22 protein-coding genes are annotated in these 22,870 nt (G+C 55.1%); 12 read left to right on the forward strand and 10 right to left on the reverse strand.

Going from position 1 to position 22,870, the window contains the following annotated elements; genetic code table 11:
• Nucleotides 1-79 precede the first annotated feature (79 nt).
• A complete protein-coding gene (locus FS819_RS14030) occupies nt 80-1,246 on the reverse strand; it encodes a polysaccharide biosynthesis/export family protein (RefSeq protein ID WP_197434249.1) in 1,167 nt (388 codons plus the stop codon).
• Nucleotides 1,247-1,538: 292 nt separating this feature from the next.
• Nucleotides 1,539-2,477, reverse strand: coding sequence for a LysR family transcriptional regulator (locus FS819_RS14035; protein ID WP_156551524.1), 939 nt, complete (start codon nt 2,475-2,477; stop codon nt 1,539-1,541).
• A gap of 257 nt (nt 2,478-2,734) precedes the next feature.
• Between FS819_RS14035 and FS819_RS14040 the strand changes: the two genes are divergently transcribed.
• Together FS819_RS14040 and FS819_RS14045 are read left to right on the forward strand one after the other, a co-directional pair.
• Nucleotides 2,735-3,688 carry a ring-cleaving dioxygenase gene (locus tag FS819_RS14040; protein ID WP_156551525.1) on the forward strand — a complete coding sequence of 318 codons (954 nt, stop codon included), beginning with the start codon at nt 2,735-2,737 and terminating at the stop codon, nt 3,686-3,688.
• Nucleotides 3,689-3,933: 245 nt separating this feature from the next.
• Entirely contained in the window at nt 3,934-4,581 is a 648-nt protein-coding gene (locus FS819_RS14045) for an alpha/beta hydrolase (RefSeq protein ID WP_156551526.1), read from the forward strand.
• A 59-nt stretch (nt 4,582-4,640) separates the two neighbouring features.
• Here FS819_RS14045 and FS819_RS14050 read toward each other — a convergent pair whose 3' ends face one another.
• The 6 genes from FS819_RS14050 to FS819_RS14075 all read right to left on the reverse strand — a co-directional run bounded on the left by FS819_RS14050 (nt 4,641) and on the right by FS819_RS14075 (nt 9,139).
• On the reverse strand, nt 4,641-4,868 hold the full coding sequence (locus tag FS819_RS14050) for a hypothetical protein (RefSeq protein ID WP_070167089.1): 228 nt from the start codon (nt 4,866-4,868) through the stop codon (nt 4,641-4,643).
• Between the two features lie 102 nt (nt 4,869-4,970).
• Complete coding sequence (locus tag FS819_RS14055) at nt 4,971-5,240, reverse strand: DUF1488 family protein (protein WP_087730399.1); 270 nt, start codon at nt 5,238-5,240, stop codon at nt 4,971-4,973.
• A 101-nt stretch (nt 5,241-5,341) separates the two neighbouring features.
• A complete protein-coding gene (locus FS819_RS14060) occupies nt 5,342-5,506 on the reverse strand; it encodes a hypothetical protein (protein WP_156551527.1) in 165 nt (54 codons plus the stop codon).
• Nucleotides 5,507-5,802: 296 nt separating this feature from the next.
• Nucleotides 5,803-7,080 (reverse strand): O-antigen ligase family protein, encoded by a 1,278-nt coding sequence (locus FS819_RS14065; protein ID WP_156551528.1) that lies wholly within the window; start codon nt 7,078-7,080, stop codon nt 5,803-5,805.
• 6 nt (nt 7,081-7,086) lie between these two features.
• The gene (locus tag FS819_RS14070) at nt 7,087-8,367 is read right to left on the reverse strand and encodes a polysaccharide biosynthesis/export family protein (RefSeq protein WP_156551529.1); all 1,281 of its coding nucleotides are present in this window, start codon (nt 8,365-8,367) and stop codon (nt 7,087-7,089) included.
• 94 nt (nt 8,368-8,461) lie between these two features.
• Nucleotides 8,462-9,139 carry a sugar transferase gene (locus FS819_RS14075; RefSeq protein WP_070167091.1) on the reverse strand — a complete coding sequence of 226 codons (678 nt, stop codon included), beginning with the start codon at nt 9,137-9,139 and terminating at the stop codon, nt 8,462-8,464.
• Between the two features lie 786 nt (nt 9,140-9,925).
• On the opposite strand from FS819_RS14075, the gene FS819_RS14080 reads away from it, so the two are divergent.
• Together FS819_RS14080 and FS819_RS14085 are read left to right on the forward strand one after the other, a co-directional pair.
• Complete coding sequence (locus FS819_RS14080; RefSeq protein ID WP_156551530.1) at nt 9,926-10,201, forward strand: exopolysaccharide production repressor protein; 276 nt, start codon at nt 9,926-9,928, stop codon at nt 10,199-10,201.
• Nucleotides 10,202-10,473: 272 nt separating this feature from the next.
• A complete protein-coding gene (locus FS819_RS14085) occupies nt 10,474-11,490 on the forward strand; it encodes a glycosyltransferase family 2 protein (RefSeq protein ID WP_081344211.1) in 1,017 nt (338 codons plus the stop codon).
• A 291-nt stretch (nt 11,491-11,781) separates the two neighbouring features.
• Here FS819_RS14085 and FS819_RS14090 read toward each other — a convergent pair whose 3' ends face one another.
• Together FS819_RS14090 and FS819_RS14095 are read right to left on the reverse strand one after the other, a co-directional pair.
• Nucleotides 11,782-12,747: a polysaccharide pyruvyl transferase family protein gene (locus tag FS819_RS14090; RefSeq protein WP_156551531.1), complete on the reverse strand. Its 966-nt coding sequence runs from the start codon at nt 12,745-12,747 to the stop codon at nt 11,782-11,784.
• A gap of 73 nt (nt 12,748-12,820) precedes the next feature.
• Nucleotides 12,821-13,780 (reverse strand): glycosyltransferase family 2 protein, encoded by a 960-nt coding sequence (locus FS819_RS14095; protein ID WP_156551532.1) that lies wholly within the window; start codon nt 13,778-13,780, stop codon nt 12,821-12,823.
• Nucleotides 13,781-14,016: 236 nt separating this feature from the next.
• Between FS819_RS14095 and FS819_RS14100 the strand changes: the two genes are divergently transcribed.
• The 8 genes from FS819_RS14100 (at nt 14,017) to FS819_RS14135 (ending at nt 22,864) form a co-directional block, all read left to right on the forward strand.
• Nucleotides 14,017-15,495 carry a lipopolysaccharide biosynthesis protein gene (locus tag FS819_RS14100; RefSeq protein ID WP_070167095.1) on the forward strand — a complete coding sequence of 493 codons (1,479 nt, stop codon included), beginning with the start codon at nt 14,017-14,019 and terminating at the stop codon, nt 15,493-15,495.
• 398 nt (nt 15,496-15,893) lie between these two features.
• Nucleotides 15,894-17,018 carry an acyltransferase family protein gene (locus FS819_RS14105; protein ID WP_234625135.1) on the forward strand — a complete coding sequence of 375 codons (1,125 nt, stop codon included), beginning with the start codon at nt 15,894-15,896 and terminating at the stop codon, nt 17,016-17,018.
• A gap of 1 nt (nt 17,019) precedes the next feature.
• Entirely contained in the window at nt 17,020-17,826 is an 807-nt protein-coding gene (gene exoK, locus FS819_RS14110) for an endo-1,3-1,4-beta-glycanase ExoK (protein ID WP_012654204.1), read from the forward strand.
• Nucleotides 17,827-18,054: 228 nt separating this feature from the next.
• Nucleotides 18,055-19,299: a glycosyltransferase family protein gene (locus FS819_RS14115; RefSeq protein ID WP_156551533.1), complete on the forward strand. Its 1,245-nt coding sequence runs from the start codon at nt 18,055-18,057 to the stop codon at nt 19,297-19,299.
• On the forward strand, nt 19,289-20,314 hold the full coding sequence (locus tag FS819_RS14120) for a glycosyltransferase family 2 protein (RefSeq protein WP_156551534.1): 1,026 nt from the start codon (nt 19,289-19,291) through the stop codon (nt 20,312-20,314). Before FS819_RS14115 ends, FS819_RS14120 begins: the two co-directional genes overlap by 11 nt.
• A complete protein-coding gene (locus FS819_RS14125; RefSeq protein WP_156551535.1) occupies nt 20,311-21,243 on the forward strand; it encodes a glycosyltransferase family 2 protein in 933 nt (310 codons plus the stop codon). The genes FS819_RS14120 and FS819_RS14125 overlap by 4 nt, the downstream gene beginning before the upstream one ends.
• Nucleotides 21,240-22,235, forward strand: coding sequence for a glycosyltransferase family 2 protein (locus FS819_RS14130; RefSeq protein ID WP_156551536.1), 996 nt, complete (start codon nt 21,240-21,242; stop codon nt 22,233-22,235). The genes FS819_RS14125 and FS819_RS14130 overlap by 4 nt, the downstream gene beginning before the upstream one ends.
• A gap of 209 nt (nt 22,236-22,444) precedes the next feature.
• Entirely contained in the window at nt 22,445-22,864 is a 420-nt protein-coding gene (locus FS819_RS14135) for a hypothetical protein (RefSeq protein ID WP_156551537.1), read from the forward strand.
• Nucleotides 22,865-22,870 lie beyond the last annotated feature (6 nt).

Below are 22,870 nucleotides of genomic sequence, written 5' to 3' on the forward strand. Positions count from 1 at the left end.
AACATCATGCACTTGACTTGTTTTGACGGGGAATATCAGGCGTCATTTTCAATGACTCCTGATATAACTCCCCTCAAAATCAATCCGTCAAACTGCGAACGCCGGAGGCCGTACCAACAGGGGTTGCGATCAATTGCATGAACTTCATGAAATCGACCGTCGGATGACGCGACGCATAGATGACATCGCGACTCTTGATCGGGAAATTCTGGCCAACAATCAGGCTATCGGGTGAACGCATGTTGAACCGGTAGACGATCGGGTATCGGCCATCCTTGCTCGCCACCATGCCCTTGGACTGCAATTCGTGGAACCGCTTGGCACCCAGAATATCCATGACGATTTCCGGCTCCTCGTAGCGGAACACGAAATAGCCTTCCGCATCCACCTGGCTGTCGGAACCGCCGCCGCCAAGCGCGATGGCTTCAAGGAGGTTCAGATCATTGGCGCCGAAGGGTACACGGCCATTCTTCTGGACTTCACCCAGAATGGTGAAGGTACGCGGATCGTGGGTGACATAGATCTGGTCGCGCGGCTCGACATAAATGTTTTCACGCGGATTTTCGATCAGCGACTTCAACAGCACGCTGGCCGATTTGGTGCCGCGTACCAGAGTTACATAGGATTCGTAGGGTTCGCTGGAAGCCCCGCCAGCCCGTGCGATCACCTCGGTGAGCTTGTCTCCGGCCAGGGTCAGCTCCACATTCGAAGGCTTGCCGACGGAGCCGGAAACCGTGACGGAACGCGAAGCGGTGCCTGCTGCCGTGACAAGGACATCAGGCTCCACGGCCTTATTGACCAGCTTGGCCAGGATAGCCTTGCGCGCTTCTTCCTGGGTTTTTCCGGCCAGGACAATCTGTCCGACATAGGGAATGGTGCCGGTTCCATCTGGCTGGATCACCACATCGATGGTCGTCTGCTTGGACTGGCTCGTTGAAAACAGCCCGTCCGATCCGGCTTCGAAAATGCTGATCTTCAACTGATCGCCAATCCCGATCACCACCCGGCCAGCCCGTCCGCCAATACCGAAACGGCGGCTGAACATCGAATTGGAAAAACCGGAAACCGTACGGGCAGTCCGCTGATCGACATCCACAACATCGAAAACCGATGCATTGGGCCTGTTTAGCTCCTGCCTTGACTTACCTGCCTGGCTCTCGATCTGCGAGGAAAGCGGCCCTGACGCCGGTAGAGTATCGCATGCAGCAAGACCCGCAGTAACAAAAACTGCGACAACCTTTTTCAACGGGTAACTCTCCACTCGCACAACTCCTTGGCGCTTCCACAGTGCGACTGCCATCGCAGACGGTGGGCGCAACAAACTACTAGCGACCTTCTACGGTCGTTTCAAGATACCCTCTCTACGCTGACACTATTCAAACAATCTTAACGAATTCTCACCCGCCGACTTTCAACAGGAAAAGCACGGCAAAGATTGTTCCGTAAAGACGCAGACCGCATAGCAAGGTGAACTTTCCCGGACCTGATCTTGATCCCGAGTGGGGAACCTCGACACCCAGAAGACGACCTCAGCAAGATCAAGGCTGCTGGAGGGCCTCGGAACGGCCAGGCGATACCCCTTCGATCAGCGGTCGCAGCGGGATCAACTGCGCGGCAATAAAATCCATAAACACACGAATGCGGGGCGAATGGCGCAGGTCCTGATGAGTCAGCAGCCAAAGGCTGGCGGAATAATCAGGAATGGTCGGCGAAAGCCGAACCAGGGCGGGGCGTACGTCGCCGATGAAACAGGGAATATGGCCGATGCCGATGCCCGCCTCCACCGCATCGGCCAATGCCAGCACCGAATTGGCGCGGTAGCGCAGCTGTTTTGACGCCAGCTGTTGCCTGGCCGCCTTGACCACTTTCAACCCCGCCATGTCTTCGCCTAGGCAAACCCAGTGTGCGGCGTCGAGTTCTTCCGGCGACGGACTGGATGCAGCGGCAAAATCCTGTCCGCGACCATAAAGCGCCCAGGCGATCAGGCCGATGCGGCGTCCGACAAGCATGTCCGGCGGATTGTCTGTTGCACGAATGGCAATATCTGCATCCCGCCGCGAAAGGTTCAAAGCATTATTGCCGATCACCACATCCAGCTGAATATCAGGATAGGCCTGCTGGAACCGGGCAAACAAGGGCGTCAGCAAATAGACCAGCAGACTGTCGGCCGTCGTCACCCGGATTTCACCGGCCGGCGCAATCTCCCGGCCTTGCAGGCGGCGTTCCAGCTGCGCGACCTCCGCCTCGATCCGCTCGGCAGTGCGCACGGCTTCTTCCCCGGTCGGCGTCAGTGCGTAGCCGGAGCGCCTGCGCTCAAACAGCGGCACACCCAGTGCCTCTTCCAGGGCGCCCAGCCTGCGGAACACGGTGGAATGGTCAATCCCCAGTGCCGCGGCTGCCCCGGCCATCCCCTGGGCCTGCGCTATTGCCTTGACGAGCCGCAGATCGTCCCAGGCCAAGGATTTTGCTGCCCGCATCATAAGCCTCCACGTATATTTCCAAAATGCATTCTGGTTTCTTACTGCGCAAAGTCAAGTTTGCATGAATGCAAGCAAAACCAGCTGCAATCCGAACGGCAAGCGCCTATCTCTTGGTCATCGAAAGCGCCGCATCATTGCCGACATCGGGAACCGAAGTCCAATCCTGCACCTGCTTTCACGGACCAGAGAACCCGATTAGCGGCAATTCAAACCGCACGGCGTCCTCAATGCTGACCAAGCAAAGGAGAGTTCACATGGCACATGGCATTCATCACGTCACAGCAATTGCTGGCCCAGCGCGCCGCAATCTCGATTTCTACACGCGGGTTCTCGGCCAGCGCTTTGTCAAGAAGACTGTCAATTTCGACGATCCCGGCACCTATCACTTCTATTTCGGCGATGAGGCCGGCAATCCCGGTACGATCATGACCTTCTTCCCCTGGGAACATGCCGCACCGGGCCGCCTCGGCATCGGTGAAACCCAGGAAACCGGTTACCGGGTCCCGAAATCCTCCCTGGGCTTCTGGGCGCATCGGTTCATCGAACAGGGCGTCGTGCATGAAAAGATCGAACAGCGCTTTGGCCAGACAGTTCTGCCGTTCAAGGACCCGGATGGGATGCGACTTGCCCTGGTCGGCGTTGAAGACATCGACCACGAAGCCGCCTGGGCTGCACCGGGCATTCCCGCCGAGCACGCGCTGCGGGGATTTCACGGGGTGACGCTGCTGCTGGACAAGATCGACGCAACCGCTGCTGTCCTGACCGATGTGTTCGGCTTTGAACAGCAGGGCAAGGAAGGGTATGTCACCCGGTATCATGTGCCTGGCACGGAGATCGGTGGGGTGGTGGATCTGCGCGCTGCCGGTGAATTTTTGCCCGCCCGGCCAGGTGCCGGCTCGGTCCATCACGTTGCCTTCAGAGCAAAGGACGATGCCGAACAGGCGGAAATGGCTGAAAAACTGCGCAAGAATCACGGCTTGCAGACAACGGAACAGAAAGACCGGGACTATTTCCGCTCGATCTATTTCCGCTCTCCGGGCGGCGTGTTGTTCGAAATCGCCACGCTCGACCCAGGCTTTGCCGTCGATGAACCCGCGGAAACTCTGGGTCAGGCACTGAAGCTGCCGAAGGGCCTGGAAGGTTTCCGGGCCAAGATTGAGGGGATGCTACCCGATCTCGGCGATCTCAGCGTCGCTCAGCAGGACTAGAGTTCGTCAGGCAGAGGTGAAATCCGGTTTTCGGAAAATCCGATGCGACAACAGAAACGACAGCATCGTACCGATTCCAGTTTTCTGGGAGATGCTGACGTCCAAACGCTCAAAAATGCGGCGCGTTACCAAAACACGCCGCCGACACACGATCGTGCATTTTATCAAGCACTCGCATGCTGCAACACTTTACGTCTGCTGCACATCTCGCGCCTCACATCGGGGCCGCATAGGAGAAATCCGACATGACCCATTCCCCCAGCTCGTCGTTTATCCATCAGTTCGTTCCGGCGACGGTGCCAAACCTTGCGCCCTTGCTTTTACTGCATGGAACAGGCGGCAACGAACATGATCTCTTGTCGCTCGGCGCTGCCATTTCACCGGGTGCGGCTCTGCTATCCCCCCGTGGGCAAGTGCTGGAACACGGCATGCCACGCTTCTTCAGACGGTTGGCGGAAGGTGTGTTCGATGAAGATGACCTGCGGGTGCGGGCAGCGGATCTGGCCGGCTTCATAAAGGAGGCCCGTGCGGCTCATAACCTGGCGGCCCCTGTTGCCGTCGGATTTTCCAATGGCGCCAATATTGCCGCCGCTCTGCTGTTGCTGCATCGCCAGACCTTGGCCGGTGCGGTGCTGTTGCGGGCCATGGCACCGCTTCAATCCCCGCCAGTAGAGCATGACAGTGGCGCTGGCGTACCAGTTCTCGTGCTATCTGGAGCGATGGATCCAATCATTCCCGCTGACAATGCAGAACGATTGGTCGGCTCACTTCAAGCTGTGGGTCATACGGTCAGCCACGACACCCTGCCATCGGGGCATAATCTCACCCAACTCGATCTATCGATCAGCAAGCAGTTCCTGGACGTAAATTTCGCCTCAGCTGCGACCACCTGATACGACAGCTCTCGGGCGATGGATGAAAGACGCAATGCAGCCTCTCCGTCCAAAGCCGTTTACAGCTGACCAGCGCGTTTGGTTGTGGGCTTTGTCTTGGCGGCAGCGCGGATTTTCTCTGCTTCCAGGGCATGTCTCAATTCGCGCAGCCGCAAGGTCTTTTCCTTCTGCCGCTCGAGGGCAGCGAGATGTTCATCCATCGCCTGCTGCCCCTCCTGCTGCTTCACCAGTTTTTCCTGGGCGCGAACAGCGCGGCGTTCAACCAGATCCTCATCTTGATCAGTCAATATAAAATCCCTTTGCTGAGAGGTTGTCGGGGAGAAATGGACCCTGGTTTCCCCAAATTCGTCCGGTTCAGTGTAAACGTGGCAGATCCTGCGGTTCTACAGTCAACGGAAATCCGCTGCGGTCAAAAGATACATGTTGTTGCCGCCTTTTTTCCCATAGGCTTTTCTTGCAACATCCAGAATAGACCCGCGTAGATTGTCAAATGCGGCGAGGAAGTCGTGTTCCCCGACGATAACCTTGGCCATCGCCTTGGATATCGCATCGAGTTCCACGAAAAACCGAATTTCAAACATGCCGTCGTAACCGAGAAACCGGATGCGGTGACCCTTCTCATCGAAACTGCGGCTACTATTGGGGAAGGTTAAAGCCATCGCATTATTCTCGCTCGCATATTTCAGAAACATGAAGAGATCACCGGGCTCCCGAAGGGAGCAAACCGTCGCAATCGTCGTTCAGTAGACCCATCCAATCATCACAGCAGTCTTTCACCGCCATCTGCCGGCTTGCTGCGCTTCTGGCGCTTTTCGGTTTTTGCCGGCTCAGGCTGCTGCTCAGGCGCAGTCTCATTGGAAACCGCCTTGACGGCTGGCGTTTTTGCCGGTGCGGCATCATCGGTAATGGTGGTGAAGCGAATCATGGCTTAATCCTTCGAATGAACGGGCTTGAGCAAAGGGATACGGTCAGGAAATCGACTGTCGATTATGACGGTGACTGCACGTTTCCTTAAATCGAGCCTGATTTAGGAAACATTGTACAGCATCTTTAAAGTTCTATGGCGCCTTTCGTGCTTGGCTAAACACACAGCACCTTATCTAAATTCAACGCCAGCCAACGAAAGCAGGGGCAAAGGCAGCACCCTGCAAGCAAAGCAGACCCTCACACATATATGATGCAGTAGCGCTTCTTTTACAACGGCTACAGCGCCCTTGTTTTTTAAAGGTTGCGGGCGCTCGATGTCCCATCACCATAATAACGCACGACACTTGAGCGTGTCACCGGGACGGCGCGGCGCTGAACGAGTTTGCCCAGCATGAAATAAAGCAGGAAGGAGCCGATCTGATAAGCGAAGATAATATCGATTTCCACGAAGGCCCGCTCGACCAGCAGCATGGCGAGACCGAACAGCACACCGGCCTCTGGATCTCGGGCATTAACGAGCAGACGTTTGAGATTGCCGATCAATGCGAAGACCAACATTCCAACCAGCAGAACGAGGCCGATAATCCCGGTCTCAACAGCGGTTTCGATGAACGTATTGTGGAAATGAAACCCGGCCCGGGTCGGAATATAAAACTCATCCCATAGCCGCTCCGCCTCGGAAAAGCCCTGGACCCAATAGGCCTGGTAACCGACGCCAAAAATCGGATTCGCCCAGGCTGCCGCTATGCCCTGCTGCCAAAGATAGGTTCGCCCGGTCAGGGTCGAATCCTTTCCGAATGCTCCCAGGATCAAATCGACGCCACCAGCATAGACGAACGCCGCCGCCCCGAGCCCGCCAAGCACGACGCCAGCCACAACCAGCACAATACGATGGCGCGGCGATAGGAGAATGACCGCTCTCAACACCAGGGACGCCCCGACCACCGCCATGACGGTAATGACCGATGTGGCCGACTCCGATGCAAACAGACAATAGGCCGATAGCAAAGCCAGCCCAGCGGGCGGCAGCATCCATATGCTGCGTTCTTTCAGGATAATGATCGCGGCGAAAGAAAAATACACGCCGAGCGAGGCATAAAAGCCCAGCTGGTTCTTTGACGAGAAGGCACCCACAAAGCTGAAGGAACCGTCCAGGGGATCCAGAAAATAGGAACCGAACAGCAGCGAATAGACCAGCACGATACCGGTGCCGATCATTGATCCCCTCAAAAAGGACCTTATGCCCACCACACGCATGGCAATCAACGCACAGACGATATGCGAGAAATATTGCAGCGAGGCCCTGACCGTCACCGGTGGCGCCGCCGACCAGAAGATCGACAGGATCGTCAGAATGCTGAAGGCAAAGATCGGAAGATAAAGGCCGTAGTTACCGAGCACGCGCCGATAATTCACAGCAATCAGCGGCAGCCAGACCCCGTAATAGGCCAGAATGGAAATCTGCCCGAAACGGGCAGAATAGGCAAAAACGAAGTAGGAAAGCGCAATCGCTGTGATGGCGTAGAGACCATTGCGTTCCGGGTCGATCAAATGCGATTTGGCGATCCGCATCGACCGTTACCGCATGGCTGGCTGAGACAGCTTTACCGTAACCTTGATCACATCGCCGGGCGCTACTGAGGTATTCTCGTCAACAGCGATTTCAGTGGGCTTCCCATCCTTTTCGCGGACGATGGAATAAGCGACATTGGCTTCACCATCAGCATTCTTGGCACTGGCGCTTTCCGAAGATTGCAGCAGGGATTCGGCCATCAGGCCACGGCTAGTGGAAAGCTTCAACGCGATCTGGTCCAGCTCCGCTTCGGTATCCTGCAATTCCTGGGCAAGCTGGGCATCCCAGTCGTTGCGGGTCGTGGTTTCGTCCTGCTGGGCCTTGTTCAGGTCCTGCTTGGCCTTCAGCGTGTTGGTATCGATATCCAGAAGCGCCGACTGCAAATCTGACACCTGCTGCTCGACCGCCAAACGACGCGAACTCAGCGCCAATCCCTGCTCGCTCAAGCTATTGACCTTATCGCGATCTTCCTGAACCATCGTCAACTGACGGGTCTGGGTCTCGGACTTCTTACCGAGCGCCTCGATTTCAGCCGCAAGCAAGGTCTTTAGGTCAGCGAGCGACGACAACTGAACCTTGAGCTTGGCGGTCTGGGAATTCATCAAGGCCGCTTCCGACTCAACCAACTGGTTGATGTCGGGAATGGATTTCAGTTCCTCAGGAATTTCGATCGTCTGTTTTTCATTCATTTCCGCAAGAACGCGCACACGACGAACCAGCAAACGGTTGCGTTGGGAGACCAAAACGGCGCCATCGCCCTGTGCCTGAAGGAAATCACGCGCAAAACGCTGGCCAGCATCGGCGCGCTTCAAGCCGCCCGCCACGCTCAGGGCCTTCAAAACCGTCATACCCGGTGCATAGGGATATTCGCCCGGCGACTGAATCGCGCCAGCCATGTAGACCGGGCGATATTCGGAAATTTCAACCGATGCGGACGGCCGATCACTGAGACCGAACAATTGCTGCATCTTTTTGCCGATCTCGTCGGCAACCTCGGCTGTGGTTTTGCCGGAGGCCGGCAATTCGCCGATGAACGGCAGAGACACCTGACCCGCAGCACCGACGGAATAGTCGCCACTGACGGCGGCCCAGTCCCGTACGGCACCCTCGGCCGTCTGCCATTCCGCCACCCGAACGCGGACCTTGTCCATTACGCCCAAACGGTAGTCATCTGCCAATGTCAATCCCGGCACAGCCAAGGACAGGCAAAGCGTGAGTGCTGCAACGTTCAAGGTCGTAATGCGCTTGGATGACCGAAATCCTCCAGCAAATCCGTAAGCCTTCATGGCAGATCCTATGCGTATTCTATAAAAAGTCGGCACGTCTAAACGTCATTTCGGGCAGCAGCCCGATCGGCTCCGCCCTTATGACATTCTTTTTTTAGTAGCTGCCGCGAGACAGGCACACTGCCGGAACCGTGCGGACCATGATGAGTACATCCCTGGCCAGCGACCATGTCTTAACATATTGCGTGTCCATAGCCACCCGCGTTTCGTAGGAAACATCGTTGCGGCCGCTCACCTGCCAGAGACCAGTCAGGCCAGGGCGGGTTTGCAGATAAAAAGCTGCAGCACTATCGTACATTTCCAGCTCATCTTCGACGACAGGCCGGGGTCCGACGATGCTCATCTCACCCTTAATGATATTGAAGAGCTGCGGAAGCTCGTCCAGGCTGAGCTTACGCAGCACGGAACCGATCGCCGTCACACGGGGATCGTTTTGCAGCTTACGGGTGGCACGCCATTCTTCATAAGCTTCCGGATTGGCCCGCAGGTAATCCTGCAAAACCTTGTCGCCATTCTGCACCATGGTGCGAAACTTCATGCAATGAAATTGCTGGCCGTTATGTCCGATACGGCGATGGCCGTAAAATACACTGCCGCCATCGGTAAATTTCACCATGGCTGCAATCATCAAGAACATCGGGCTGAAGATAATCAGCGCCATCGTGGCGATGAAAATATCAAACCCTCTCTTGGCAAGACCACCAACCGGTTGGGTACCGGATGCGGCGGTCGTAAAAAACGGCGAACTGGCCGATCTTGTCGCGGACTTCATAGAGGTAACTCCATTTACGTGGGCGATTGGTCGGGTCCCGGCGGGACGCGTCCGTGGTCATTGATCCCTAGTGTGTGGTGATAATTTGTCCTTCGCAATAGCCTTTGCAGAAAACCTTCCAGAGGATGGAATGATAGCGATTAAAATATGTGTCTCTTTCACACTACAATTTAAGTATTTAACGTCCCATTGTGACACTTAGGTTTCCAATTTTGGATATTTTGCAATGAAAATCCTTTAACCTTCCCGCAAATGGAATGTTTATTACTTTTAATATATATGGGAACTCAATGAAATTTCATAAATTCGTCATGTGAAATGGAGGAAAGCGGCTCAGGTTGATGTCCTCCGACATGGATATTGCATTGCATCATTATGGTGCGACGCATATAGGTTTAAAACGATATCCTAATATTGAAACAATTCGTGATCGAATTAGGTAAAGATTTAATGAATTCAGAAAGGCGAAATATAGGTTTTCGGCTCGATCGCCACCTCCCCCAAGCCAAGGTCGTCCCTATTCAAAGACGCAATGACCTTCATTGACGCCCTATCGCAAGCCAAGGAAATAGTTAGTAATTCCCTAAAGCCGCGAGAAAAATTGACTGATTTTTGTAACGGTCCTGCAAGCCATTTGCTCTATTGTCGTGCCAAGATCGCAGCCAAAGGGCCGTACAAACATGAAGATTGAAAGAATGAGGCAAGGTGCCTATATTCATTATGCCTCTGAGGAGAAGGCAATGGCTATGATCTCAAGATCAATGTACCGGGGGGAGGCTCTAAATTATGCATGCGCCTAAGGTCTTCTTTAGCATGATTGGTGCACTGCTGGTGTTTGCAGTTGCGACTTATTTCCTGTCAGGCTCGCTTGCTGGCACGCTCATTAAAACAGTTTTAGCCGCCATTCTTTTGCAGGTTGGTTACTTCTGTTGTGTTGCTTATCTTGTTTTTCAAGAATCAAAGCGCCGCACACAGGCGACCGGGACCAGCGACGCGACAGCCAGCAATGGCGCAATCCGCGCACTTGGCAAGACCGGTCAGACCGCATTGCGCAACAACTAACCGGCCTTCTTTTCGCCCGGCCGCGTTTCAGCCAAAATCAATTGGCAAAGATTGCGCGAAAGCCGTTGACACGGCTCACTTCGCCAAGCATTTGTGTTTGAAAGCCGCGTTTGGCTTGGAAAACGGTTGATTTGGAGCAAGGCGATTAGAACCCCGGGAGACATCCACTGCCTTTCCGGTTCCTGCCGTAATGTAGGGGAAATTTTGCTTCGTCATCTGTTCTTATCAGAAACGCGCTACCTGCGCGTCAGATTAGAATACGGGGGACCGTAATGATGATGAATTCCACCGTATGCGTTATTATTGCCGCTAAAAACGCTGGCGCCACTGTGGCGCGGGCGGTGCGTTCTGCCTTGGCGGAAGCCGAAACGCGGGAAGTTGTTGTCGTCGATGATGGATCGGTGGATGGCACCGGCGCAGAAGCTTTTTCCGCCGACGACAACAGCGGTCGCTTGAAAATTATCCGCTTCGACCATAATCGCGGCCCAGCCGCCGCACGCAACTGTGCTATTGAAGCATCGACGGCACCTTTGCTATCTATTCTCGATGCAGATGATTTTTTCCTGCCAGGGCGCTTCACTCAGATGATGGCTGAAGACCATTGGGATTTCATCGCCGACAATATCGTCTTTGTGAAAGAGGAATGCGTTTCCCAGGTCAGTACCGAGGTCAAACGTTTCCGGCGTCAGGCGCGCCTTTTGGTGCTTGAGGATTTCATTGCTGGAAATATTTCCCAGAGAGGCGCGCAACGCGGGGAAATCGGCTTCCTCAAGCCAGTCATGCGGCGCGACTTTCTGGATCGCCATGGCTTGCGATATAACGAAAGGCTTCGCCTCGGCGAAGATTATGATCTTTATGCACGTGCGCTTGTCGCTGGTGCCCGCTACAAGATCATTCATAGTTGCGGTTATGGTGCTGTTGTCCGTCCTGATTCGCTCAGCGGCAAGCATAGAACCGAAGATCTAAAGCGGCTTTACGAAGCTGACCGCTCCATCCTCGCCAATCCAGACCTGACGCAGGAGCAGAGATCATTGCTGCTCCAGCATGAAAAGCACATCCGCGACCGCTATGAGCTGCGACATTTCCTCGATTTAAAGAATAATCAAGGTGCATTGTCCGCCATCTCCTATGCGGCGACCCATCCTGTTGCCATACCGGCCATCATCGGCGGGATTGCAGCCGATAAGAAAGATGCGCTGATTGGCAGTAGCCAACGCCCTCAATCTGCCCAGTCCTCGGGGCCTCTGCGCTATCTCTTGCCTGCCATCGCGGATGCCGACCAGCGATAGAGGATCGGACCGAAAGTTAAGAACCGGTTTTCGGATAAATCCTGTCTGTAAACAAAAACTGGAAGCATCGTGCTGATTCTGATTGTCTGCACGATGCTCTACAGCGCCGTGCACGACATATGGCGCACAAAGGTTCGCTGTAGCTCCTTATATTTGTTGCATAATTCTTTAAACCGATTCCGACTTAAAGAATTGTCCAATAGTATTTAACAGAGACAACCGGCACCTCCAGCGCTGTGCGTTTGATAAAACGCACAGCGCTGTAACACTTGAATTATGCTGCAGGTCGGATCAGGAAGCCGCGCCGATCCCATAATCACGACGGACGCCGTCAATAACCTCCAGGAAGCGGGCTTTACGCTCATCCAAAACTGAATCTCGGCTCAGTTGCGGTTCTGCTTGACTTGCCTTCCATAGATTAAGCATGGCTGGCCCTGCCAGGATCTGTTTGACGACGGTGCGCAATCCGGTTTGCTTCGGACCGCGTGCTTGTTCCAGAACCGCTGCATCTACAGCCAGATCATTCGGATTTTCTGGGGCTGGCTGGTGGTTTTTAAAGCTCACCCCCCAAAAGCTTTCGCCCTTTATCTGGGCTTCAGCTCGGCTGGACAGTGGGACGCGCAGGGGTTTGTAAGTCACACCAAGAGTAGAAGCCCAATCGTTCCACTTGAAACTATTGATGGAAGCTGAGGTGCTGACCGCGACCCATGGAACGCGTAGAGCATCGGCAATGATCGCGCCATGCATTGATTCGGCTATAATCACCTCGGATTGCAGAATCTGACGAATAACCGCCTTTGCCTCGCCGCAGGGGTCGATATAGGTGAGACCCACTTTGGGCACAATTGATGCCCAAACGCCCGCTACCGCCGATTCCCAGTGAGGAACGAAACTCTTTTTGTATAGTTTTGGCAGCTTTTGGAATTCAGGCATTTCCGCCAGCATCACAGCCGGATCGATGACACCTTTTTCCGGCGGCAGACCAAGCGCCTTGGCAGTCAAAGGACCGCGCACGGACCTTATATCCCATTCTTCCGGTCGGCTCATATCCGGCAGGCTTCCATAACCAAAACCGCTGCCGATCACCAGCTTATGCTGGCCTTCCGGCAAAAGAGCGCGATTGAGAACAGTTCCGACGCCGACAAGCAACGTTTCCGGATGCACATCCCGAAAACCTGGCATGAGAAAATCCCATAACCAGAGGTTAAGGTCGTCACCAAAGTTTCCATGGGCGGATTCCCAATAGTAAGGCTGCATGAATGTTCCTTTACGGGGCGAGGCAGACGCCCGATGAGAATGCATGATCACTGCATTTCAAGATACTTTTATATCAGCGGGAAAATTTACCAACCGCAAGGGCCAAAGCACTTTGGACGATGGCAGGATCCCGTCTCATCCATCGCAATAGCACGCCGAACTGCGGTAGCTTACGGCGTTTTACCATGCCCATCTGACCCCAGAGGGCATTTTTACGAGCTGTCTGCTTATAGTGCTGAATAAAGCTCAAGGCTTCAGGTTTATTGGAAAATCGACGTTCAAGCGTGTCGAGCGCCACCCAGGTATTCAACTGCTGCTGCAGAAAGGCGGGAGAACTTGAATCAATACTGTGGAAAATATTGATTCCTTCACCGCGCTCGGCTCCAGCGGCATCGCACAGAATGACGCGCTTGGCCGCCAGCACACAATCACAGAAGAACAGTACATCTTCAGCCGCCAGCCGAAGCTCGGCTTCAAACCGGATTTTCTCAAACAGCGGGCGACCAATCACCATGCAGGACAGATGCAGGAAACTCCAGTTCTTCAGCATCACCACTGGCATTTCCGGCAGTTCGAGCACCAGTGGCGTCTCCTGAAGCTGCACGGTTTTTTCGGTCTTCTTCAGCTCGGCAACACTGAAATGATAGTAGAAATCATCTCCGCCGTGGATCGATGCCCAATAGCAATCCGCACCGAATTGGGTCATGGCCTCATAGGCATTTTTCAGGTGATCCGGCGCCCATTCATCGTCGGAATCCAGGAAGGCGGCGAAATCGCAATCGGCGGCAATTGCGTCGAGCCCGGTATTGCGGGCACCGCCCGGACCACCGTTCTCCTGCTTGATAACCCGAATACGGGCACGATGTGCCGGCTCCAGCGACTGCAATTCCAAATCGATGGAATAGGGTGACTGGTCATCGACCACAATAATGTCGAAGTCCTGGAATGTCTGGGAAAAAATCGAGCCCAGCGCCCGTCTTAAAATTCCGGCTTCCTTCTGATAGAAGGGAATAATCACCGTCAGCTTCGCCATCTTTTTGCCCTGTCGTTTCTCAAGAAAGAGGTTCAGTTGCCTGTTATGTACCCTTGCGCTATCAGACTATGGTGCTTTGCACCATATTCCATGATGCAATCAGGTTCGCCATAGCGCTTGTGTTGTTTGCCACCCTGAAAGCAAAAACGCTCCATAACCATACAATTTTGGCGCTTTCCCACAAGCCTTTCGACCTGTAACCGCTCTTTCGCCCCCAGACCCAAGGATGTTTGCCCATGCCGCCAACCGTCAATGCGAAATCCGTAACCCGGAATGTCGGCTGGAGCGTCCTTTCCAAGACAGGCACTTTCGGGCTTAAATTTGTCACGGTCCCGATCCTGGCGCGCATTCTCACCCCTGATCAATTCGGTGCTGTCGCCGTTGCGTTAACCGTGGTGCAATTTCTGGCGATGATCGGCGGTGCAGGTTTCGGTGCAGCTTTGGTCATCCAGGAAAAGGAAGAGCCGGAGACGATCCATTCTGTTTTCTGGGCGAATTTGATCATTTCCTGCCTGATGGCAACCCTCCTTTACGTGTTTGCCGAACCGATTTCTGCCATGCTGGGAGCGGTCGAGGCCGCGCCGCTGGTGCGCATCATGGCGGTGCTTATTCCGCTGCAACTCACCGGAGACGTTGCCTATGCTCTCCTGGCCCGGCGAATGCAGTTCAGCCAGGACGCGCTGTGGAGCATGATTTCCGAATCAGCTGGCGCACTGATTGCGGTCGGCATGGCCTTGATGGGTTATGGGGTGATGGCGCTGGTGGCGCAATTGTTTTCCTCCTCCATCATCCGGCTTTGCGGGCTCTATTATGTATCCGGTTATGTCCCGGGCTTTGCCTTCAAGCCGCGCCGCATCCTGGCGCTGGGGCGCTTCAGCCTCGGAATGATGGGCTCGGAAATCGCCAATTTCATCACCTTCCAATCTCCCATGGTGGTGATTTCCCGCTATCTCGGCCTGTCGGATGCCGGCGCTTATTCCGCCGCCAACCGGTTTTCCAGCATTCCCAACCAGGTCGTCCTGTCCGCTGTCATGGGCGTGCTGTTTCCCGCCTTCAGCACCATGATGCATGACCGGGATCGCCGCTCTCAGGCGCTGATGTTGAGCACTCAGGTGACGACCGTGCTGCTGGCGCCGATGATGTTCGGCATGTGGGCATTGGCCGAGCCGGCCATGCTGGTGTTGTTTGGACCGCAATGGGCCTGGGCCTGGCCGGTTCTCGGTCTGCTTGCCTTGTCTAAGGGCATTCTCACGCCGTGCAGTACGTTTATCCCTTATCTTAAAGGCGTTGGACACGGCGGTACGCTGTTCTGGTGGGCCGTCATCCGGGCAATCGTCACCACCGTTGCCGTCGCGGTTGCCGCAGCCTTCGGAAACCTGGTCGATGCCATGGTGGCGCTGTGCGTTGTCAATGTCGTCGTGCTCTTCGGCTATTCCTGGGTGGTGTTCCGCGCTGACCAGATGCCGTTCCTCAAGGGCATGTTTATTTCCACACGGCCGATGGTCACCGCCCTGGTCATGGCCGGCATGGTTCGCGCCCTTCTGCATTTTTATGGGTATCTGGTCCCCAATCCAGTATTGCAGGTATTGATTGGTGGTTTGATCGGCGGCACAATCTACGGTGTATTCGTTGTGCTGACGGAGGCCGAATTGTTGAGAAAACTGAAAACCATGGTGCGCAACCGCAGATCCGCGGCGCCCGCACCTGCAGAATAATGTAAGCCATGCAAACCGCTCTGCGCCGCCTCATTATCGAGCCATTCTGCCCTCATCCGGGAAAACTGATGGTATAGGCGGTGCAATTCCTTAGCTTTTTTCGAGCTCTGGACAAAAAAATATTCGCACACGCGAATAGAAATATAGCAATAAACGCATAAATTTAAGCCGCTGAATTTTCAAGATTTTATCAAAAAAATCCTACTATTACCCCGCTAATCCAACCCGAGCTCACTGGGCAAACTGCAAAAAATTGAAGATCAAGAGGTAAATTTTTTGCTGCACTGCCACATTTTTACAGGCACATTCCCATAATGTGAAGGTGCTGGCCCATACTGTGATGGGCCTTAGGGTGATGGGGACAATAGAGGATATTGAAGACAGGAGTACCGAATATCGTGAAGATCGACCAGGAACTGTCCGCGCGGATTCATATGGCGCGGTTGATGCTGATCGTCGGCATTGTCTTCGTACATGTCCCCTTCGATCCGCAGTCGAACGCCTATCTGGGCCAATACGGCGCCTTTGATTGGCTGCGCGCCTTTCTCGGCGATATGCTGTTTCGCATTGGCGTTCCCTGCCTCAGTGCGATTTCCGGCCTGCTGATGTTTCGCCGAGGCCTTGACGGTTTCGATTACAAGAAAGTGCTTCGCTCGAAAAGTTCGAGCGTTTTGCTGCCTTTCCTGCTCTGGAACAGCATCGTTTTCCTGTATGTGCTGACAACGCAATCCATGGGCTATGGCGAAGGATATTTTCCAAGTGTTCTCACCGCATCCTATCGGGAACTCGTTACCCTGGCGCTGGCAACGGAAGATTGGCCGATCAATCTGCCACTCTATTTCCTGCGCGACCTGCTACTCTGCTTTCTTCTATCGCCGCTGATTGGCTTCCTGGTAAAACGGCAACCCGCCCTGACGCTTGGGGTTATGTTGCTGTATGTCGTCCTGCCGGTGCCCAATATGATTTTCCTGAAAAAATCGATCATTCTCGGGTTTTCGGCCGGTGCAGCGATAGCGATACACAATATCGATATCCGCAAGCTCGACCGTTATGCCTTGCCGATTGTGGCAGCGGTGCTGGTCTGCGCAATGGCGGTCTTCGTCTGCATGTATCAGACAGGCTTTAACGAGCATCCACTCTGGCTTGATGTGATATATGGTCTGATTACGGTGATTGGCGGCCTGGGAGCCTGGGAAATGACCCGGCTGCTCAGGAATACCCGCCTTGGCAAAACACTGGTCGCCGCACCCGGCGGGCTTAGTTTCTGGATCTTCTGCGCGCATTATCCGATCTTGATGACCGCATGGATGATCTGGCAGAAATTCGATATAGGGCCTTACCCTCTATTTTACGTCCTTGCGCTGCCCGTCACCTTTTGCCTACTGCTTGCCTCCCATTTCCTGGCGATCCGGCTCACACCCGGATTTTACGGGGTCATGACCGGCCAGCGCAATGCAAGCGGCAGAGACAAGAACAAGAACGTGGCAGCCGGGCGGGCGCTTGCCTTCAGCAAAGGAGACTGACATGAACCACCCCTCGCTTTTCCGAGGTCTGTTTTCTCGGCTACTCTGCGCCTCTGCTTTTGGCGCAACGGTTTTGATGACCTTGTCCACGGCGCATGCCCAGCAACCCGTCGAAGGCCAATCCTTTGTCGATACATTTGACAAACTGGATTTAAAACGCTGGTATATTTCCGACGGCTGGAATAACGGACCGCATCAGAACTGCACGTGGACCAAGAAGAACGTGAAAATCAAGGATGGCCATCTGGAATTGACATTTGACGACAAGCCCCTGGGCGAGCGTCAGTATTCCTGTGCCGAAATTCAGACCAAGCAGCGCTTCAGCTATGGTACCTATGAGGCGCGCCTGAAGACCGCCGATGCGTCCGGGCTGAATTCGGCTTTTTTCACCTTTATCGGCCCGCGCGACAAAACTCCCCATGACGAGATCGACTTCGAGATCCTCGGCAAGAACCTGAACGAGGTTCAGGTCAACCAGTATATCTCGGCCAAGGGTGGTAATGAAAAAATGGCTGCCGTCGATAACGGCGCCAACAAGGGCTTCAACGATTATGCCTTTGTCTGGGAAAAGGACAGGCTGCGCTACTATGTCAACGGTAAGCTGGTTCAGGACGTGACCGATCCGGCCAAATTGCCGAGCCACAGCCAGAAGATCTTCTTCAGCCTTTGGGGTACGGATACATTGAAGGACTGGATGGGGTCGTTTTCCTATTCCGGACCGCAGACCATGACCGTAGAGAGACTGGCATTCACGGCGCTGGGCGACAAGTGCCAGTTCCCGGAATCGGTCGCTTGCACGCTGAATTGACACCGAGCAATGTGAGGGCGGCCTTACGTTAATAGGGACGCTACCTTGCCAGACTGCTGCATCATGGCTTGATCCGGGTAAGGTTCAAGAAAAAACATGTCGCATCACTGAAACATGACTGGGGGCGAGGTAAGCCATGGGTGGCTTACCTTTCCATGAAGACGCAATTTCGCGGGAAACCCGATCCTCTCTGGCGAGGGTTTCCACACAATTGCACAAAGGGGGCCAATGACCATACGTGTGCTATACCTTGCGCATGACCTTGCCGATCCTGCCATTCGCCGCAGGGTGATGATGTTGCGTGCCGGTGGCGCGGACGTGATGCTGGCTGGCTTTCGCCGCGATGAAAACAAATTGGCCGCGGTGGAAGGGGTTCAGCCGATTGAGCTTGGAATAACCGCCGATGGCCGCTTTGCTCACCGCGCGGCAACGGTGTTGAAAGCCAGCTTGTCAGCCGCCGCCAAACTTGGCCATCTGCCCCGCCCGGACGTGATCATTGCCCGCAATCTCGAAATGCTGGCCATCGGCCGCCGCGCCCGCCATATTTTCGGTGCAGCCGTGCCAATGGTCTATGAATGTCTCGACATCCACAGGCTGATGCTGCGCAATGATCCGCTCGGCAAATCGCTGCGCGGTCTGGAAGCGCGGCTCGGTCGCCAGGCAAGCCTGTTGATCACCAGCTCTCCGGCCTTTGTCGAGCAGTATTTCCAACCGCTTTCAGGTCTGGATCTGCCGACCATGCTGCTTGAAAACCAGGTTCTCGACCTGTCCGGGCAAGACGCCCCGCTGGCGCTGACACCGCGGGTTCCGGTTCCCGGCCAGCCTTGGCGCATCGGTTGGTTCGGCGCCCTGCGCTGCTCGAAATCCCTTAAACTGCTTGGTGAATTCACCCGGTCGATACAGGGTTCGGCAGTTGTCGAGATGCGTGGACGGCCCGCCCATATCGAGTTTGAGAATTTCGACGCTCAGGTCGCGCGTGAACCGCATGTCAATTTTCATGGACCCTACAAAAATCCTGAGGATCTGGCCGGGATTTACCAGCAGGTTCAATTTGTCTGGGCCATCGATTTCTACGAGGAAGGCCAGAATTCAAGCTGGCTTTTGCCGAACCGGCTCTATGAAGGATGCCGCTATGGCACCGTTCCCATCGCCCTGAAGGGAACTGAGACAGCACGCTACCTGGCCCGCAAGGGCATTGGCTTTGAATTGCAGGATGCAAGCGTCTCCTCCCTCGTTTCACTGTTTGAAACCATGACTGCCGAGCGTTACCAGTCCGCCTTCGATGCGGTTGCCGCCCAGGATCCACACAGCTTCACGCTCACCAGAGCCGATTGCGAGACATTGGTGCGCCGACTTGCAGCGCTTCCCGCAGATCCCTTGGCCTCCCGCTCGCTCAATTCAAACGCCCTGAAGGCGCCGATCCTTTCAACCAAGCCAACCCTTTCGAACAAGGTAGACGTTCATGATGGCTGACAAGCTGAAATCCGTAAGATGCCTGATCGTCATCCCCTGCCTCAACGAAGAAAAGCATATCGAGGGCGTCATCGCCAATCTGGCCAAGGCGCTTGACGATCTGAACGCTGAAATCGTCGTTGCCGATGGCGGCAGCCGCGATCAGACCCAGGCGATCGTCTCGCGCATTTCCGCTGCGAATTCCAAGGTCAGACTGATCGACAATCCGAAGAAGATCCAGAGCGCCGCCGTCAACTTGACCGTTGCCCAATTCGGCGGTGATTACGATTATATCATTCGCATCGATGCCCACGGCACTTATCCTGAAGATTATTGCCAGACACTGGTGACAGAGGCCCTGGAAACCGGGGCCGACTCCGTCGTTGTCGGCATGTTGACGGTTGGCTTCGGAACGTTCCAGAAGGCAACGGCGCTGGCCCAGAATTCCAAACTCGGCAACGGTGGCTCCAAGCATCGTACCGGCGCCCAAAGTCACTGGACAGATCACGGCCATCACGCCCTGATTCGCATTGCCGCCTATAAAGCGATTGGCGGCTATGACGAATCCTTCCGTCATAACGAAGACGCGGAATTCGACTACCGACTGAATAAATCCGGCTTTCGTGTCTGGATGACCGCCAATACCAGCATGGTCTATTATCCACGCTCCAGCCCCTTGCCGCTCTACCGGCAATATTTTGGCTATGGCCGCGGCCGCGCCCAGAATTTCCTGAAACATCGCTCCCGTCCAAGCCTGCGTCAGCTCATTCCGCTGGCTGTGGCTCCGGTTGCCGTTTTCGCATTGCTGGGTGTGTTCAGCTGGCTCGCACTCATCCCGCTTCTCGTCTGGGCGCTGGCCTGCCTTGGTTACGGCGTCTGGCTCGCCATCGGCGAGCGCCAACCGCTCGGGCCGCTGGCCGCCCTCTCGGCAATGATCATGCATTTTGCCTGGTCAGCCGGTTTCTGGCGGGAAATATTGGATTTTCGCAATCGTAAAACCTATCCGCTGCCGCCCAGCCAAGAGGTTGCGTCATGAATGCCGCCCATCCCATCCGCATCGATATCGGCATCTGCACCTTCCGGCGGCCCGAGCTTGAGACAGCTCTTTTGTCGCTCGCCATGATCGACGTTCCCACCGGGGTTTCCCTGCGTATCATCGTTGCCGACAATGATCAGACGCCCAGCGCCGCATCCCTGGTCGATAGCCTGCGCCCACGTCTTCCCTGCGGGCTGATTTACGTCCATTGCCCGGCTGGCAATATATCCATTGCCCGCAATGCCTGCCTGGATGCCAGCGATGCCGATTACCTTGCCTTTATCGACGATGATGAGACCGCAACGGAAAGCTGGCTGACCGAACTGCTGACGGTCGCCCGCCAGACCGGTGCCGATGCCGTACTTGGTCCCGTCAAGGCGAGCTATAGTGACAACGCGCCGGAATGGATGCGCAAAGGCGATTTTCACTCGACATTCCCGGTCTTTGTCGGCGGTGAAATCCGCACCGGCTATACCTGCAACGTGCTTCTCGATCTGCGTTCACCACGCCTTACCGAGCGCCGTTTCAACCTGGCGCTGGGCAAGACCGGCGGTGAGGATACCGAGTATTTCACCTATATATACCGCAATGGCGGCAGGATCGCCTATGCCGAGAACGCCCTTCTCCATGAACCCGTGACCCCATCGCGCAGCCGGTTCGACTGGTTGGCCAAGCGCCGCTACCGCATGGGCCAGACCCATGGCCGGCTGGTGGCTGAAGGCCAGGGAACCCTGACGAAATTCAAGGCAATCCTGATGGCCGGAGCAAAGGCTATTTTCTGCTTTCTGGCCGCACTGGTTTTCGCCTTCATGCCAATCCATCGTCATCGTTATGTCCTGCGCGGCATCCTGCATCTCGGCGCCATCTCCGGCATTCTCGGCTTTCGTGAAATCCACCAATACGGATCGCTGGAGACTGCCAAGCCATGATCGCCTGGACCCCCGATGTCACGGTGGTGATTGCCGCCTATAATACCGGTGAAACCATTGAGCGCGCCATTGAAAGCGCCCTGTCGCAGGTCAATGTCACAGTCGAAGTTGTTGTTGTCGACGATTGCTCATCCGACGATACCCGCGACCGGGTCGCAGCCCTCACCGATCCACGCATTCGCTTGATCGCATTGGAGCGCAATAAAGGCCCGGGCGGTGCCAGGAATGCGGGAATAGACGCCGCCCGTGGTCGCTGGATCGCCGTGCTGGATTCAGACGATACATTCAAACCGATGCGCCTGTTTCGAATGATCGAGCGTGCCGAGGACGAAAAGGCTCAGGTCGTCGTCGATAATCTTGATGTCATCGACATGAATGGCGCCTGCCGGACGATGTTTCTGGAAGACGCGCTAGCACATATCGGCCAAATCGACCTGGCGCGGTTTATCGGCTCCAACATCCTGTTCCGATCCGAGCATAATTTCGGCTATATGAAGCCTGTGTTCCTGCGCAGTTTCCTGAATGACAAAGGCCTGCGTTTCGACGAGAGCCTGAGAATCGGCGAGGATTACCTGCTGCTGGCTTCGGCCTTGGCCGAGAATGCCCTCTGCACGATAGAGCCGACAGCGGGTTATCTCTATTATATCAGGGAGGGATCGATCTCGCGGGTGCTTCGCCTCCATCATGTCGATGCTATGATGGCCGCCGATGCCGGCTTCATCTCTCGCTATCCGCTGAAAGGGGCAGCCCTTGCGGCCCAGACGGCCCGGACCCGCAGCCTGAAGGAAGCGCGCGCTTTCATAAATCTGATCGATAGTCTCAAGGCACGATCGCTGTCGGGCGTTATCAAAACCGCCCTTGCCAACCCCTTGGCGTTGCGCCATCTAAAAATGCCAATCTCCGTTCGTCTCCAGCGACTGATAAAGAGTTTGCAGAAAGACCAGACATCAAACGCCGCTACGTCTTCTGCCGATCCGCCCATCAAGGGCTAACCCACCACTTTAGAGAGAAGTGACATGGATCCTTGCACGCCAATGCCAAAATCAGTGATGCCCTTGTCCCAACCCGGAGCGATCTTGACCTGCGCTGTTTACTCTTTTTTAAAGGAATTGGTTCCGTCGCATGAAGGCCGTATTCAGGCGGACCAAGACGTCCTATAGTGCAAAATCCTTAAGTCCGAAATCGATTTAAGGCGAAAGCGATGCTTGACTATAAAGTGCCTGGGTCTGCTTTGTTCGTCATGGATGACATCAGGCGCCGGAAAATCAACATTGTTCTACAATTTGCTTCGTCCGGGCAGGATCATTCCGAGCCTGACGAAGCCGGGAAACGAGCATCTGTCGAGATCAAGGGTTTGGAGTGCTGTATGAGTGTGAGTTTTTCCAATGTGCATGAGCAGTCGCGGCGGTCCAGCTGTCCGTTGACAGACCATGCCCGGACGAAGAGCTCCCGCCCGCACGGCATTGGCGGGAGACGAACCCTAAATGGATCCCGGCAGGTCAGCGGAGGTCTTTTCCTGACAGCCATCCATGCCTCAACCACGTTTGAAGCCGGTTTCCGGCTTATGCCTGGTGCCGCCGAGACATCCTTGGACCAAACTATGTTCCGCAACGAATTATGAAGAGCC

It is taken from the genome of Allorhizobium sp. Av2, assembly GCF_021462805.2.
Taxonomy (GTDB): domain Bacteria; phylum Pseudomonadota; class Alphaproteobacteria; order Rhizobiales; family Rhizobiaceae; genus Allorhizobium; species Allorhizobium vitis_G.

Excerpts from the sequence above, each read along its gene's own strand:
- FS819_RS14035 (WP_156551524.1), bottom strand. The coding sequence starts at position 2,477 with ATGCGGGCAGCAAAATCCTTGGCCTGGGACGATCTGCGGCTCGTCAAG.
- FS819_RS14040 (WP_156551525.1), top strand. The coding sequence starts at position 2,735 with ATGGCACATGGCATTCATCACGTCACAGCAATTGCTGGCCCAGCGCGC.
- FS819_RS14045 (WP_156551526.1), top strand. The coding sequence starts at position 3,934 with ATGACCCATTCCCCCAGCTCGTCGTTTATCCATCAGTTCGTTCCGGCG.
- FS819_RS14055 (WP_087730399.1), bottom strand. The coding sequence starts at position 5,240 with ATGGCTTTAACCTTCCCCAATAGTAGCCGCAGTTTCGATGAGAAGGGT.
- FS819_RS14060 (WP_156551527.1), bottom strand. The coding sequence starts at position 5,506 with ATGATTCGCTTCACCACCATTACCGATGATGCCGCACCGGCAAAAACG.
- FS819_RS14065 (WP_156551528.1), bottom strand. The coding sequence starts at position 7,080 with ATGCGGATCGCCAAATCGCATTTGATCGACCCGGAACGCAATGGTCTC.
- FS819_RS14070 (WP_156551529.1), bottom strand. The coding sequence starts at position 8,367 with ATGAAGGCTTACGGATTTGCTGGAGGATTTCGGTCATCCAAGCGCATT.
- FS819_RS14075 (WP_070167091.1), bottom strand. The coding sequence starts at position 9,139 with ATGAAGTCCGCGACAAGATCGGCCAGTTCGCCGTTTTTTACGACCGCC.
- FS819_RS14080 (WP_156551530.1), top strand. The coding sequence starts at position 9,926 with ATGCATGCGCCTAAGGTCTTCTTTAGCATGATTGGTGCACTGCTGGTG.
- FS819_RS14085 (WP_081344211.1), top strand. The coding sequence starts at position 10,474 with ATGATGATGAATTCCACCGTATGCGTTATTATTGCCGCTAAAAACGCT.
- FS819_RS14090 (WP_156551531.1), bottom strand. The coding sequence starts at position 12,747 with ATGCAGCCTTACTATTGGGAATCCGCCCATGGAAACTTTGGTGACGAC.
- FS819_RS14095 (WP_156551532.1), bottom strand. The coding sequence starts at position 13,780 with ATGGCGAAGCTGACGGTGATTATTCCCTTCTATCAGAAGGAAGCCGGA.
- FS819_RS14100 (WP_070167095.1), top strand. The coding sequence starts at position 14,017 with ATGCCGCCAACCGTCAATGCGAAATCCGTAACCCGGAATGTCGGCTGG.
- exoK (WP_012654204.1), top strand. The coding sequence starts at position 17,020 with ATGAACCACCCCTCGCTTTTCCGAGGTCTGTTTTCTCGGCTACTCTGC.
- FS819_RS14115 (WP_156551533.1), top strand. The coding sequence starts at position 18,055 with ATGACCATACGTGTGCTATACCTTGCGCATGACCTTGCCGATCCTGCC.
- FS819_RS14120 (WP_156551534.1), top strand. The coding sequence starts at position 19,289 with ATGATGGCTGACAAGCTGAAATCCGTAAGATGCCTGATCGTCATCCCC.
- FS819_RS14125 (WP_156551535.1), top strand. The coding sequence starts at position 20,311 with ATGAATGCCGCCCATCCCATCCGCATCGATATCGGCATCTGCACCTTC.
- FS819_RS14130 (WP_156551536.1), top strand. The coding sequence starts at position 21,240 with ATGATCGCCTGGACCCCCGATGTCACGGTGGTGATTGCCGCCTATAAT.
- FS819_RS14135 (WP_156551537.1), top strand. The coding sequence starts at position 22,445 with ATGCTTGACTATAAAGTGCCTGGGTCTGCTTTGTTCGTCATGGATGAC.